Here is a 14059-nt window from a genome sequence, read left to right as displayed (position 1 = left end):
GGTGATGGTCATAGCCTCGACCCTAGACCGTGGCCGATGAGACCAGGATGAGACGCCCCGAGCTCTCGCGCCATTCGCTGCGGCGTTCCGCTGATGGTCACGCCCGAGCATTCTGCCGGCGTGAGGCGAGGGCCCTGATGACGACGGGAACGACGGAGAGCACGACGATGCCGATCAGCACAAGATCGATGTATCGGGCGGCGAAGTCGGAGACGCCCGGAATATGAGCTAGACCGAAGCCCAGGAGCACCACCGCGGTCGTCCAGAGCACCGCGCCGACAATGTTGAACAGAGTGAACACCCTCCGGGGCATCTTGCCCACGCCGGCCGCGACGGGAGCAAAGGTGCGCACGACCGGCACGAAGCGGGCGATGGTGACGGCCGCCGGCCCGAACCGATCAAAGAATCTCTGCGTTCGGGCGACGCTCGAGCGGCTGAACAGGCCGGAGTCGCGCCGGTCGAAAATACGTCGACCGGTTGTGCGCCCGATGAGGTAGCCGAGCTGGTCACCGAGCGCGGCCGAGACGGCGATGGCCGGAATCACGATCCAGAGCGGCTGGCTGATCACCCCGCTGAGGGTGAGCACGCCGGTGAAGAACAACAGGGTATCGCCGGGCAGGAAGAACCCTACGAGCAAGCCCGTCTCCACGAACACGATCGCGCACACGACGACGAGACCCCAGACGCCGGCGCCGGCGATCACGGATTGCGGATCCAGAAAACCGGACGTGGGTAGTGCGGTGGCGATCATGGTGTTCATGCTGCAAGGGCTTTCTCTGAATATTCTGAAGATGGGCGGCATCCGCTGTGCGCTGGTGGTTTAGACGGTGGCCGTCAGCTGGGCGTTCGTGGTTCGGGCGCGGCGGGTGAGCACGACTACCAAGATGAGAATCACGGAAAGGAACAGCACACTCGTTCCCGTGGTCCCCAGCCCCAGGCCGCCATCAACGACAGGCTGAGACAGCAGATCGCCGGTGGATGCGCCCAGCGGTCGGGTCAGGATGTAGGCGATCCAGAATGCGAGAACAGCGTTCAGGTGGAAGACGAGGTACGCCACGGCCACCAGCGCGATCGCGCCCGTGAAGACGAGCAGCGCGACGAGGAACCCGAGGTTGAGTCCCTCGGCGACGAGGTCGCCGGCGGCGGTGCCGAGCGCGAAGGTGAACAACACGGCCAGCCAGTAGAACGTCTCCCGCCGGGCCGTGAAGATGGAATGGATGGAGAGGGTCTTCTCCGAGATCGCCCAGACGGTGAAGGTCGCAGCCAGTGCGATGGCGAAGACGACCGTCGTCACCCACAGGGGCACTCCGAGGCTGTCGGTTAGATTGTCGGTGATGAGAGTTCCCACGACGCTGATGAGTACCACAGCCAGCCAATAGACGGCAGGAGTGTACTTGTGCAGCTTGAATTGCACGATCAGTGCGACGCCCAGGAGGACGGCCATGATGACCGACGTGATCGTCAGTCCTAGGCCGAGGTCGACGTTGAGAAAGTCCGCGGCGGTCTCCCCCACGGTCGTTGCGAGAACCTTGATCACCCAGAAGATGAGGGTCACTTCGGGCACCTTGGTCAGGATGTGCCGGACGGGCAAAACGGTCGTGGAGAGCGTCGAGGTGGTGGACAAGTGTTCCTCCTGGGATGGGGTCGGTAGCACCAGCGAACACGGCCCCGTCTAAGACTTCTCACAGAACCGACCTATTTCCGCTGGATCGACGACGTGGACCCATTGCTGCACGTCATTTTGCGCGCGTGCAGTGAGGTCGACATGGGCTAACTTCACCGCCCCGAGTCTCAGAAACACCTAGGAATCAGTGGTGCTTCGCCCACGGGAGGGTGAGGGCGATCGCGGTGCCCGCGGCCGAGCTGTCGACGACGTGCACGGATCCGCCGTAGCGGACCGCGATTTCTCGCACCAGGGACAGGCCGATCCCGAATCCGGTGCGGGCCTCTCCGCCGCCGTCCACGGCCGTGCCGGAGTGTGCAAATCGGTCGAAGATGCGGGCGGGGTCGATGCCCTGGATGCCGGGGCCTCGATCGCGCACGGTGACTGCCACCGTCTTTTTGGTCACGGTCACTCCCACGGTGATGATCGATTCGCTGGGGGCGAAGCGCACCGCGTTATCGAGCAGGGCGACCACGCATCGGGTGATGCTGGTGGCGGGCACGCGCACCGGCGCGGGATGAGGGGCATCCAGTTCGATGGTGATGTGTTTGTCGACGGCAATAAGTGTCATCGATTGCACGGCGGTGTCAACGGCAGTGACCATGTCTACTATTGCCGTGTCGGGTACGGCCGCGCCGCCGATTTCGGCCGATTCGAGCAGATCGTTGACGATGTGAATGAGGTCCTTCGCATCGCTGCGGAGCTCTGCGACGACCGAGGCCGACGGGTCGTCGGCGGGGAGGGTGCGTTGCAATATTTGCAGGCGGGCATCGAGCACTGCGAGCGGGGTGCGAAGTTCATGGCTGGCGTCGGCGACGAACGCCCGTTGGATGCGCAGCACGTCGCCGAGGGGTTGCACAGCCCGGCGGGTGACCAGCCAGCTCAACACCCCGGCCAGAACGATCAAGCCCACGCCCAACACGGCGGCAGCGCGCAGCAGCTTGACGGCGCTGACCTGCAGGTTCTCGGTGTCCGGCACCGGTTCGAACAATTCACCGGGCGAGATCTCGGACAGGATGTAGACGAACACAGCCACCATGACCACCGCGACGACCGCGGCGCACGCGATCGCGATGCGGGCGCCGACGAGCCGGGACGCCCGACGGATGGCGAGGGTGTCGCTGTCAACGATGCGGTCTGTGCTGCGGGTCATGGTTGTCCCAGGCGGTAACCCTCACCGCGCACGGTGAGAACGATGTCAGTGTCGGTCTTGCGCCGAAGGTAGTGCACGTAGGTGTCCACCGTTCCAGCGGTGTCCGCGGCGCTGAAGACGGTCTGCAGAATCTGTTGACGGGAGAACGTGCGTTGCGGGGCATCCGCTAACAGTTTGAGCAATTCGTTCTCTTTCACCGTCAGCAGGATCCGCCCGTCATACGGGGAATAGATGGTGCGACTGTCCGGGTAATACTCCCACCCGCCCACCAGCACCGTGCGGCCCTCCCCCGTGAAAACCCGACGGATAGCCCGGAGCCGGGCGAAGAGCTCAGCAAACTCGAACGGCTTGACCAGGTAGTCGTTGGCGCCGATGTCGAGCCCGGCCACCTTGTCGCCGGTGGTTCCCAAGGCGGTGAGGAGCAGGACGGGGGTGGTGACCAGTTTACGGCGGAGCGCTTCAACGAGGCCGAGGCCGTCCAGCGTGGGCAGGCGCCGGTCGATGACCATCACCTCGAACTCGCCAGCGAGGCCGGCGGCCAGGCCGTCCGCGCCGTCGGCGACCAGAGTGACGTCATAGATTTCTGCGAGCACGTCCCGGATCATCGGGCCGAGCTTGGCATCGTCTTCGATCAGCAGCAGCCGGGCGCGCGCGGTGCTCTCAGCGGGCATTCGTGACTCCTTCGTGCACGGGCCCGGCGGGGCGGCCGGATCGACGTTCGCTCCAGTGTGCCAGTAGTAGCATCCAGGCGGCGTTCACCAGCGCCACCGCGGAGAGCGAGTACACGATCGACGCCACCACATCCGACGGGTAGTGCACGCCCAAATAGACCCGGGACGCGGCGGTGGCGAGCACCACCACCGTGGTCGTGCCGATCACAAACGGATGCCAGCGGTGGCCGGCCGTGACGAGGAAAATCCCGAGCAGGAAGCAGGCGGCGAAGCTGGTGTGTCCGCTGGGAAAGCTGAGACCGCCCGGTTCCAGCAGCAGGATGTGCGGCAACGACGGAATGTCGGGCCGGGCCCGATGCACCAGCAGCTTAATCACGTCAGCGCCCAGCGTGGGAATCATGACCAAGACCACGAAGCGGATCGCCGGGCCGGGGCGCCGGGTCACCAGCAGCACCGATCCGGCTGCCAACAAGACAAGCACTGCGCCTACGGCGGGGCTGAACAGCCAGTCCAGGCCGAGGACCACCGCGTCCAGCGGCGCGGTGTGGGCCGTGTTCACCAGGCGAAGCAGGTCCATCTCTCCGGCCGTCCACCCTGCTGAACCGCTCAGAATGAGCCCGATGAGAATGACGGCGAGGATGACTCCGGCGGCGGGAAGAGCGGTCCGGGCGAACCGGTGAAGTGGTCGGAGGTCTGTGCTCATCCCCCTAGAGTTGCCCGTGACGTCACAGAACCGTCTAAGAATCGTTTGCCGGGCTCGCCCGTCTTAGCGGATTTCTATAGGGCCAGGACGAGAGTGGAATTCCGCCGAGCAGGCGAGGCCCCGATGGAGGTCGCAGTTGTCGTACCAACGTTCAATGAAGCAGCCAACGTCCTTGGGCTGATCCGTCGGATTGGTCAGGCGGTCGAGGGACGAAAGGCCGTGATCATCATCGTCGACGACTCCACCGACGACACCGGCCATCGTGCTGAGCGTGGCGGAAACGTCGCCGATCCCCGTGCGGCTCATTCACCGGTGCCGGAGGCGTCGCGCCCCGAACTACTCTTTCGACAACGCTCATCTATAGCGAGCATGCAGGGCCCAGCGCGGATTTTCCTACCGTTCCGAGACGAACGCACTTCCTGAGAATCGATAGTCAATTCAATAGGGAGTATCCATAGATCGACGGCCAAGCCCAGTCCGAATCGGATCTTCCTGGTCAAAAGATTGACCGTCAATCACCATGATGTGGGTCAATTGTGGGCAAACACCACTGCACAGGGACTAAAGTCCCTCTGATCAGGGATAAAAATGGCGGTACCGGTGGGATTTGAACCCACGGTGGAGTCTCCCCCACACGACTTTTCGAGAGTCGCACCTTCGGCCGCTCGGACACGGTACCGCCGTCGATCCTAGTAGAGACTGGGGTCCGACGCGAATCGGCAAACGTGCAGCAGACACACGGATGCCGCGGAGTAGCCTCAGCGGGTGACCTTACCGACCCCACGCATCCGCTCCGCCATCGCTACCGGAGCCGCCCTGGTAGCGGCCTGCATCGCGCTGGGCACGACCTGGTACCGACGCGACCTGGAAGAGCAGAAGGCCATTCTCAACGAGACTCTGCCGGTGCACTCGGCTTGGTGGCGCGCCCACGCCAAACAACCGGGAGAGCTGCTCTACGTCGCCATCGGCGACAGCGCCGCCCAAGGGATCGGGGCTTCCAGTCCGAACAAGAGCTACGTCGGCGTCCTCGCCGATCACGTGCGCTTGGCGACCGGCCAGACGGTACGCGTCGTGAATCTCAGCGTGTCCGGCGCAACCGTGGCTTTGGCCGTTCGCGATCAGCTTCCGCGCTTCGACAAGCTCGAGCCCGACCTTGTCACGGTCGCGATCGGCGCCAACGACATCGCCTCGTGGAATCCGACGGCCTTCGAAGCTGGCATTCGCTCCGTGTTCGCCGTGCTGCCGCCACACGCCCTCGTCGCCGACCTCCCGTGCTTCCACCTGCCGCACAACGAGGTCAAGGTGGCGGTGGCTAACGAAATCATTCGCCGGGTCGCCGCCGAGCACGATCTGACCGTGGTTCCGCTGCACACGACGACCAAACGGGCAGGAATTCGGAGCATCCTCACCCACGTCGCCAAGGACCTGTTCCACCCCAACGACCGCGGGTACCGGTCCTGGGCCGAGGCGTTCCTGCCAGCGATGAGTGCCGAGGTTGCGCACCGTTTCTCGGCGGTCGGCCAGATCTCAACCGACGCCGATTAGAGTCGTCGCCGCGCGCACGGCCGCCTGTCGGTGGTCCCGGCTAGGCTCGAAACATGGCAAAATCCGTCTCCTCTTTCCGCTGCTCCGAGTGCGGCTGGACCACCCTGAAATGGGCGGGCCGCTGCAGCGAATGCCAGCAGTGGGGCACCGTCGTCGATGCCGGCCAGACCGCTGGCATCACCCGCAAGCTCAAGGCCATCACTCTCGTCGGCGATGGCATCGCGCGCCCCATCACCCACGTTGAAACGGATGCCGCCGCCCACTGGCCGACCGGCATCAACGAGTTCGACCGGGTGCTCGGCGGCGGCATCGTGCCCGGTTCGGTAGTTCTGCTCAGCGGTGAGCCCGGCGTCGGCAAGTCCACGCTGCTGCTCGAAGTCGCCTCTAAGGCGGCGGCCGCGAAGAGCCGCGTGCTCTATGTCAGCGCCGAAGAGTCGGTTAGCCAAGTGCGACTGCGCGCCGAACGCACCAACGCGCTCGAACCCGAACTGTACATCGCCGCCGAAACCGACCTCGGGGTCATCCTCGGGCAGATCGACGCGGTCAAGCCCGACCTCATCATCATCGACTCGGTGCAGACCGTGTCGAGTGCGCTCTCCGACGGCTCGCCGGGCATGCCCAGCCAGGTACGGGAGGTGGCATCCACTCTCATTCGCGTGGCTAAAGATCGCAACCTGCCGGTGCTGCTGGTCGGCCACGTTACCAAAGACGGATCGATTGCCGGGCCGCGGGTGCTCGAACACCTGGTCGACGTGGTCTGCCAGTTCGAGGGCGACCGGCAGACGTCGCTGCGGTTCATTCGCGCGCTCAAGAACCGGTTCGGGCCCACCGACGAGGTCGGCTGCTTCGAGATGACCGGTGACGGCATCGCCGAGGTGCCCGACCCGAGCGGGCTGTTCCTCAGTCGCGCCACCGAGCCGGTCGACGGCACCTGCGTGACCGTCGCCCTGGAGGGTCGCCGGGCGATGCCGGTCGAGGTGCAAGCGCTCGTCACCGATACCCAGGCACCGAACCCGCGCCGCGTCACGAGCGGCGTCGACGCCGCCCGCGTGGCCATGCTGCTCGCGGTGCTCCAGGAGCGTGGGGGCATGAAACTCTCCACCAAAGACGTCTACGTGTCGACGGTGGGCGGTATCCGTCTCACCGAACCGGCAGCCGATCTTGCCATTGCCCTGGCCATCGCTTCAGCCTTCACCGGGCTCGCCGTGGCACACAATGTGGTCGCGTTCGGTGAGATCAGCCTGGCCGGCGAGGTGCGTGGGGCGCTCATGTCGAAGCAGCGCATGAACGAGGCCGTGCGGCTGGGGTTCACCACCCAGATCGACGCCGCCTGCGGCTCGATCCACGCAGCGGTTGCCCTCGCGCTCGGAACCACCCGCACGCCGCGTGACGCCGAACTCGATCGGGCGTGGAAATAGGGCAGCGCCGCGGGGAGGGTTCGAAACCCGCAGCACCTGCGAGGCACTCGACACGGTCGTGCGATCAAGACGCGATACGCGCGGGCTGTTATTCGCCGTCGGCCTGGCCGAGCTCCGGACTGAGAGCCTTCAGCAGGTCGGCCGGAGCCGCCTGCATCACATTCGGCCCGGCAATGTCGAAGAAGACCATCTCCAGGGTGGCGGCATGCACGGTGAGAAACTCCCGCAGCCACTGGCCGTCGCAGACCATCACCTGCGGGTTGGTGTCGTCGGGCACCACCCGCACGTAGTTCTCCGCCGCGGAGAAGAGCAGCAGCATCCGCTTGTCGGAGCCTTCGCGGCCGAACACGCGCACCTGCGCCGCCTCACCGTTCACGACGAGTTGCGGCACGATCATGTAGTCGTTGCGCAGCGCATAGGCGACGGCGACGACGTCTTGCGCCGCCAGGGCAGCGGCGAGAGCCTCGGAACGGGTGTTGGCAGTCGTATCGGTCACCCGTTCATTCAATCAGGCCAGGCTGCTCGACACCCAGCTGGCAGCGCATGCCACGAGCGAACGGATTGCGCAGTCCCTAGTTCAGAATCATCAGCGCCGGGTCGGCCGCTTCGATGCCGTCCACGGTCACGTGCAGGTAGTAGGACGCTCCACCGGCCGGAACCGCAGTGCGGGTTTCAGCCTCACAGGTGTCGACGGCCGAGCGGGTGCGATCCCACGTGATCGGTGTCGCGAGCGGCATGACCACCCCGGGCCTGAGGGTCACCTGCGCGTCAATCGGGTCGGTCTGGCAGTCGGTCGAGGTCCAGTAAACGTCCGACCCGCTCATCACGGTGAACACCTGCTTGGCGTTACCGGCGTTGATCACACAGTCGGTCGTTCCGATGTTGGTCAGGCTCAGCGACAGCTGCGGCAGCGCGTCGGCCGCGTAGTTCGTGGCGTCGGTGATGGCCGCGACCTGCACAGCGGACGGATCGCAGGCGGCACCGTCGACGGCGGTGGCCGTCTCGGGAATCGAGGTGGAGGGATCCGTCGGGGCGGCCGATTCGGTCGAGTCCGCCGCCGGAGTTTTCGGGGCGTCTGCGTCGCCCTTACTGGCTCCCGGTTGCACGATGATGAGAAAGAGAATGACGAGCACGGCAAGCAGGCCGAGCCCCACTACGAAACGCCGGCGCCGGTACACCTTGCTGGACTGGCGGCCGACCGGTTGCTTGATCGTCGACATGCCCCAAGGTTATTGATGTTCGGCGCCGGAAGTCGTTAACTGCTGTGCGTGTCGGCAGCAAAGGCTGTCGAAAATCGCGGCGGCCCGCCCGCGGCCGGGAGGCTGCGAGCGGGCCTGTGAGCTGACCCGCAGCCTAACGGTGCCCTGGCTTCGGCGCCTTCTTACCCTTGTCGACCTTGACGTCCGTCCAGCCGATCACGTCACCGTCAGCGTTTTGGGCAGAAACGCTGTATTTACCGTTCTTGAGGTCATCCGAGAGCGTGACACTCACGGTACCGTCGGCGGTCACGAGTAACCAGCCGCCCATGTTGTCGGCCTTATTCTTGGAGTACGCCCATACCGACACGTACTCTCCGGCGTGCTCACTGCCGACCTCAACGACGACGGTGTCACCGGCTTGATAAGAGTTCTCGTCGGTGTCGATCGCGTTCCGCAGCTTCTTGCTGAGCTCTTTCTCCGGTGCCGCGACGGGCGCATCTCCCGGTTCGGCACTCACGGTAACCGCGACGGCGAGGCGCACGACCGTGCCCGATTCAACCGCGGTCATCTCGAGAACGCTGCTCGGGGCGGCATCGACCGGCACCGTGACGGTGACGGTGGCCGTACCCGTCGAATCAACGGATGCCGTACCCACGTCGGTGCCCGACCAGCTCAGCGCCAGCTGGGTGTTTTTCGGAGCGCCGAGCGAGGTGAGGTTCAGGCCACCCACCGTGAAGATCACGGTGTCCCCCGGGTTGACTGCGGCCGTGGGGGCGCCGGTGATCGAGGCCTGGTTGGCCTTGAACGACGGCGACAGCGGGCTGTTGGCCTGGATGTAGGAGATCCACGCGTCGCGGTCAACGAGACCCGAATCACGTGTGTCCGTTCCGTTCGTGAATTCGCGGAAGTTGTCGCCACCGGTGAGCAGAAAGTTGAACGAACCGATGCGGTAGGTCTGCGCCGGTTCGATCGGGGCGCCATCAATCCAAATGCCCGTGATTCGGCTGCCGGCGTCTCTCGACGCGTCGAAGGTGTAATTCACGTTGTCGCTCAAGCCGAGCTGCAGGAACGGCCGACTCGGAATCGTGCCATCGGCGCTGGTCTGCCACTGCTGCTCGAGAACAGTCTTGAACTGCGCGCCGGTGAGGCTCGTCGTCCACAGGTTGTTCAGGAACGGCAGCACCGCATTCGCCTCGGCGTAGGTCACGACACCATCGGGAGCGAGCGAGAGGTCCGCCCGCATCCCACCTGGGTTGACGATGCCGATCTCGGCACCACCGATCGTGGGGTCGGCGAGGGAGGCGCGCAGCGAGTTTGCCACGAGGGTGCCCATGGTGGAGGGCGCCATGCGATTCTCGGCGCACGGTGCGACCCCGCCGAGGCACGCCCGGGTGATGTCGGCGGTGACTGACCCCACGGGCACGTTGCCCTGGATCGAGGCCTCGGCGAGCGCGGCGTTCGTGATGGTCTGGACCTCGGCAACGCGCGGGTAGGCGGTCGCGAGGTCGGCGTCGGTCGAGGTTGAGCGGGCCACGTTACGGTTCTTCACCGTGGTCGTGTCACCGGAGGCAAGGTCGTAGCTGAGCACGACCTGGCCGATATTCTCGCCGTAGCTGCCCGTCTGCAGCACCGGACGCGTCACGCCGTCGGCCGCGCCGGGAACCTGAGCGTCCCACGCGTACTGCTTGTGCGTGTGACCCGTGAAAATCGCATCGACTTCGGCCGAGGTATCATTGACGATGCTCGCGAAGGCTCCGCCGGTGGCGAGTTCCTGCTCGAGCGTGGCACCATCGGGGATTCCGGCTCCGGCACCCTCGTGGTACTCGGCGATGAGTACATCCGCTTCGCCGTTTGTCGGGTCACCGTCGGTGAGCTGCGCCGCAACGCGGTTGACCGCTGCGACGGGGTCACCGAAACTGAGGCTGGCGATTCCATTGGGCGAGACGAGCGCCGGGGTCTCTTCCGTGACGGCGCCGATCACACCGACCGTGACGCCGGCCAGGTCGAGAAGGGCGTACTCCTGCATTGCGGGGGTTTCCGTGCCGGCCGTGTAGACGTTGGCACCGAGATAGTCGAAGTTGGCCGTATCGGACACCCGTCCGGTGAGGTCACTGAAGCCCTGGTCGAACTCGTGGTTGCCCACGCCCGACGCTGCCAGGTCGAGGGCATTGAGCACGTCAAGGGTCGGCTGGTCGTTCTGGGATGCCGACGCGAAGAGAGACGCGCCGATATTGTCGCCGTCCGAGAGAAACAGCGAGTTCGCGTCGCCGTACTCGGCGCGAAGCTGTTCGACGGTTCCCGCGAACTTGACGGTGTTGGCATCGATACGTCCGTGAAAATCGTTAATGTTGAGCAGGTTGAGCATCACGGCGGTGGGCTCAGCCACGTTCAGGCCGAGCACGACCGGGTCGTGGTCCGAGGAACGGAATGCGTCGGCGACGTAGAAGTCGGTCACGTTGTTGTTGTACCGGCTGTATTCGAGGGCGACCGATTCGACCGAGTTGATGTTCCAGACGTCGACGGCATTGACCGTGGCATCCGCTTCGGGCGAGGCGAATACGTGGTCGAGTGAGCCGACCGTGCCACCGAAGGCGTAGGTGTATTCGCCGGTCTTGGCACCCTGGTTGATGTAGCCGGCTTCGAGCAGCACCTGAATCGGGTCTTCGAGGTCGTAGGCGTTGAAATCTCCGGTGAGAAAGACCCGGTCTATGCCGGAATCGGCTTGAACTTGATCGGCGAAGGCCACGAGCGCTGTGGCCTGCTCGACCCGGGTCGGGTTCGACGCCCCCTGGCCGTCGCCCTGGTCTGCGTCGTCCCCGGTACCGGAACCCTTGGATTTGAAGTGGTTCACGATGGCGAGAAAGCTGCTCTTGTCGTCGCCGACCAGCTGGAACGCCTGCGCGAGCGGCTCCCGTGCGCGACCGTTGAAGGCGACCGATTCGGTGAGAATCACCGAATCCCCGACCGTTTCAACGACGGCCGGCTGGTAGATGAAGGCGGTGCGGATGACGTCTTCGCTGGCCGGAAGCGCCGACGGCGAGGCCACGAAAGCCCAGACATCACTACCTGAGGCAGCGTTGAGAGCCGCGGTCAGGTTGGCGAGGGCATCGTCGCGATCCTTGCCGAACGCGCTCGAGTTCTCGATCTCCTCGAGCGACACCACATCGGCACCGAGGGCGTTGATCGCCGAGACGATTTTGGCCTGTTGGCGCTCGAAACTGAGCTGCGTGGCGGCGCCGCGGGCGTCGCATCCGCTGCTCACCGTGGTCGGCACGCCGGCCCGGTCGGTGTAATACCGGCAGCCGTCGAGAGTGTCGCCCGTGGTCGAGAAGTAGTTCAGAACGTTGAAACTAGCCAGACGGATGTCCCCACCCACGTTCTCCGGCGCGCTCGTGCGAGTATCGGCGAACGTCACCGGCTGCACGGTCGCGGCGTTGCCGGCAACGAGGGCCGTGGTCGGCTGGAATTTCCAGGTGTCATTGCGAAAGTCGAAGATGACCGGTGAGGAAAAGGATACGGCGGCACCGATCCGCACCGGTGCGGTTGTCGACAGGTAGGGAACCGGGCTGCCCTGGTTGGCTGCGGCGAGGTAGTTGGTCGTGGCGCCGTCGTCGAGGGTGACCGCGCGCCCGGCGTTCTCGGCGAGAGCAGCCTGATATTCGGCCGATCCGGGCAGGGCGGTAACGCTCGGGTTCACGAGCGGCGTCGTTCCGGCGGCGAGGCCGATTTCGGCGTACTGGTTGGTCGTGTAGTTGTTGGTGACCGTGAAATCACCCTGCGGGGCCAGCAGCATGCCTTCGAGCGTTTCGCGCTGCTCGACGCTGGCCGGCAGCGACACCGTGACCGGCATTGGGGCAACCACGTCGGTGGTGGAGAGCTGGGTGACGTCAGCAATGGTGCCGAAGGTGACCTCGGTCATGCCGAAGAATTCCACGACGGTGCCAACGACCTGCACGTGGTCGCCGATCTGCACATCGGCCGTCGCCGTGCTGGAATAGGCGAAGACGCCGTGCGAGGCGGTGTGGCTGGCGAAGTCCACGTCACCGCCGGTTGCGGCAGTCTGCAGGTAGAACCCGTTGAAACCGCCGGTCGGATAGGCGGCCGTGACGACGCCGGAGGTTTTGACGACGGTTCCGGCAAGCGGGCTCGTGTCAGTCGTGCCCTGGATCACGTCGATCGCCGTCAGCTCGTCGGGCACCGGGGTCGGATCGGGGTCTGGCTCGGGTTCCACCGGGGTGCCGGAGGCGCCGGCCGCGTTCGTCGGCGTCGGCTCAGATGCGCTGAAGTCGGCAGCGTTGACATCGGTGTCGAGCGAGGCCGTGCGGTTCACCGAGCTGCTGACGGATGCCGCGGTGGCGGCCGCTCCCTCAAATGTGTTCGAGCTGCCGTAGCCGATCAGGTCGACAATCTCGGCCTGCCCGGTGAGGGAACCGGTGGTGGGCGCGGTCAGCGCGGTGGGCTGGTTGGCGAAGAAGATCGTGCCGGACCCGGCTGCGAAGGACGTGTTGAAGGAGGCATCGGGTGTCGGCAACGCTGCGCCGTTGGCCGCGTTCGAACTACCCTGCACGAGGTAGTACCCACCGGCGGCGATGGTGCCGGTCAGGGCGACGACGCCGGTCGGGTTGGCGGTTCCCCCGGCGGAACGGTACTGAATCGAGGTGCCGTCGAGCGATACGTCGGCGTCGGTCGGGTTGTACAGTTCGACGAACTTGTTCAGGTAGGTCGCGCCCGAGCTTCCCCCGTTTAGGTAGGCCTCGTTGATGACCACGCCGGTGCCGGCGGTGTTGGCGCTGGCCGGTACGGCAATGAGCGGAGCGGCCGCGAGGCTCACTCCAAGAAATGTGGCGAAAACGAGCCTGGAGCGGCGGCGGACGGCGGATGACATGGATCTCCTCATTCATAGAACGATGCGAGTCTCATTGCACCCGGGGTCAAGCTGTCGAAAGTTCCCCCGGCCCAAGGTTTGGCAGGTGCAATGGTTCGCAGCCTAGCGAGACCCCGTGTCCGGGGGGTGAACTCCGCGTATTTTGCTCGTATGAGCATCAGCCACGGGTTAGGTCAGGCGCTTCACCATGCGGGTGTTGCCGAGCGTGTTCGGCTTGACCCTGGCCAGGTCGAGGAACTCGGCGACCCCCTCGTCGGGGGAGCGCACGAGCTCGGCGTAGATGGCCGGATCGACGGTTTCGGTGCCCATGTCGCTGAAGCCGTTACGGGTGAAGAAGCCCACCTCGAAGGTGAGGCAGAACAGTCGGCTCAGGCCGAGTTCGCGGGCATCCGCTTCGAGGCGTTGCATCATGCTGTAGCCCACACCGCGGCCCAGCCACTCGGCGTCGACGGCCAGAGTTCGCACTTCGCCGAGGTCCTCCCACATGACGTGCAGGGCGCCGCAGCCGATCAGCGTGCCGGAGGAGTCAACGGCCACCCGAAATTCCTGCACCGCCTCGTAGAACACGACGCGGTCCTTGCCGAGCAGAATGCGCTGCTGCACCAGCGGCTCGACGAGTGCTTGGATGCCGGGCACGTCGCTCGTGCGCGCGCGGCGCACCGAGTATCTGGTTTCCACTTTCACTCCCCCAGTCTATTGATCCCCTTCCAGCGACTCCTCCCCGCGCATAACTCCTGCAATTCGTGTATGCCTCGACCGGCGACCCCCGGAAAGACGCGGAAGTTGACCGGATGCTTCAGAATTTGCAGGAGTTATGCCCGA

The 14059-nt window shown here is 65.1% G+C and carries 12 protein-coding genes and 1 tRNA gene; 2 read left to right on the top strand and 11 right to left on the bottom strand.

All coding sequences use genetic code 11. The features are described 5' to 3' along the window. Positions 1–97: 97 nt before the first annotated feature. From E3O06_RS04250 to E3O06_RS04220, 7 genes are all read right to left on the bottom strand, one after another. Entirely contained in the window at positions 98–751 is a 654-nt protein-coding gene (locus E3O06_RS04250; RefSeq protein WP_166788097.1) for a DedA family protein, read from the bottom strand. 69 nt (positions 752–820) lie between these two features. After that, positions 821–1624: a COG4705 family protein gene (locus E3O06_RS04245; RefSeq protein WP_198415777.1), complete on the bottom strand. Its 804-nt coding sequence runs from the start codon at positions 1622–1624 to the stop codon at positions 821–823. A gap of 184 nt (positions 1625–1808) precedes the next feature. Further along, on the bottom strand, positions 1809–2816 hold the full coding sequence (locus tag E3O06_RS04240; RefSeq protein ID WP_134501753.1) for a sensor histidine kinase: 1008 nt from the start codon (positions 2814–2816) through the stop codon (positions 1809–1811). After that, positions 2813–3487, bottom strand: coding sequence for a response regulator transcription factor (locus E3O06_RS04235; protein WP_134501752.1), 675 nt, complete (start codon positions 3485–3487; stop codon positions 2813–2815). Before E3O06_RS04235 ends, E3O06_RS04240 begins: the two co-directional genes overlap by 4 nt. Next, positions 3477–4190 (bottom strand): phosphatase PAP2 family protein, encoded by a 714-nt coding sequence (locus tag E3O06_RS04230; protein ID WP_134501751.1) that lies wholly within the window; start codon positions 4188–4190, stop codon positions 3477–3479. The genes E3O06_RS04235 and E3O06_RS04230 overlap by 11 nt, the downstream gene beginning before the upstream one ends. A 63-nt stretch (positions 4191–4253) precedes the next feature. Further along, positions 4254–4496, bottom strand: a complete 243-nt coding sequence (locus tag E3O06_RS04225; RefSeq protein WP_134501750.1) for a hypothetical protein — start codon at positions 4494–4496, stop codon at positions 4254–4256. A gap of 283 nt (positions 4497–4779) precedes the next feature. Further along, a tRNA-Ser gene (locus E3O06_RS04220) sits at positions 4780–4869 on the bottom strand. Positions 4870–4955: 86 nt separating this feature from the next. Between E3O06_RS04220 and E3O06_RS04215 the strand changes: the two genes are divergently transcribed. Further along, positions 4956–5735, top strand: coding sequence for an SGNH/GDSL hydrolase family protein (locus E3O06_RS04215; RefSeq protein WP_134501749.1), 780 nt, complete (start codon positions 4956–4958; stop codon positions 5733–5735). A 53-nt stretch (positions 5736–5788) separates the two neighbouring features. Next, positions 5789–7153, top strand: a complete 1365-nt coding sequence (gene radA, locus E3O06_RS04210) for a DNA repair protein RadA (RefSeq protein ID WP_134501748.1) — start codon at positions 5789–5791, stop codon at positions 7151–7153. Between the two features lie 88 nt (positions 7154–7241). On the opposite strand, the gene E3O06_RS04205 is transcribed toward radA, so the two are convergent. The 4 genes from E3O06_RS04205 to E3O06_RS04190 form a co-directional block, all read right to left on the bottom strand. After that, on the bottom strand, positions 7242–7649 hold the full coding sequence (locus E3O06_RS04205) for a dehydrogenase (protein WP_241979854.1): 408 nt from the start codon (positions 7647–7649) through the stop codon (positions 7242–7244). A 76-nt stretch (positions 7650–7725) separates the two neighbouring features. After that, positions 7726–8373 carry a hypothetical protein gene (locus E3O06_RS04200; RefSeq protein ID WP_134501746.1) on the bottom strand — a complete coding sequence of 216 codons (648 nt, stop codon included), beginning with the start codon at positions 8371–8373 and terminating at the stop codon, positions 7726–7728. A gap of 133 nt (positions 8374–8506) precedes the next feature. Continuing rightward, entirely contained in the window at positions 8507–13237 is a 4731-nt protein-coding gene (locus tag E3O06_RS04195) for an ExeM/NucH family extracellular endonuclease (protein WP_134501745.1), read from the bottom strand. 168 nt (positions 13238–13405) lie between these two features. Continuing rightward, positions 13406–13921 (bottom strand): amino-acid N-acetyltransferase, encoded by a 516-nt coding sequence (locus tag E3O06_RS04190; protein WP_134501744.1) that lies wholly within the window; start codon positions 13919–13921, stop codon positions 13406–13408. Positions 13922–14059 lie beyond the last annotated feature (138 nt).

This window comes from Cryobacterium glaciale, from assembly GCF_004402535.1.
In the GTDB taxonomy this organism is placed as follows: Bacteria; Actinomycetota; Actinomycetes; order Actinomycetales; family Microbacteriaceae; genus Cryobacterium; species Cryobacterium glaciale.
The sequence above is the reverse complement of the archived record's forward strand: the minus strand, read 5'-3'. Positions and strand labels throughout refer to the sequence as shown.

Excerpts from the sequence above, each read along its gene's own strand:
- E3O06_RS04230 (WP_134501751.1), bottom strand. The coding sequence starts at position 4,190 with ATGAGCACAGACCTCCGACCACTTCACCGGTTCGCCCGGACCGCTCTT.
- E3O06_RS04200 (WP_134501746.1), bottom strand. The coding sequence starts at position 8,373 with ATGTCGACGATCAAGCAACCGGTCGGCCGCCAGTCCAGCAAGGTGTAC.
- E3O06_RS04225 (WP_134501750.1), bottom strand. The coding sequence starts at position 4,496 with ATGAGCCGCACGGGGATCGGCGACGTTTCCGCCACGCTCAGCACGATG.
- E3O06_RS04235 (WP_134501752.1), bottom strand. The coding sequence starts at position 3,487 with ATGCCCGCTGAGAGCACCGCGCGCGCCCGGCTGCTGCTGATCGAAGAC.
- E3O06_RS04195 (WP_134501745.1), bottom strand. The coding sequence starts at position 13,237 with ATGTCATCCGCCGTCCGCCGCCGCTCCAGGCTCGTTTTCGCCACATTT.
- E3O06_RS04240 (WP_134501753.1), bottom strand. The coding sequence starts at position 2,816 with ATGACCCGCAGCACAGACCGCATCGTTGACAGCGACACCCTCGCCATC.
- radA (WP_134501748.1), top strand. The coding sequence starts at position 5,789 with ATGGCAAAATCCGTCTCCTCTTTCCGCTGCTCCGAGTGCGGCTGGACC.
- E3O06_RS04250 (WP_166788097.1), bottom strand. The coding sequence starts at position 751 with ATGATCGCCACCGCACTACCCACGTCCGGTTTTCTGGATCCGCAATCC.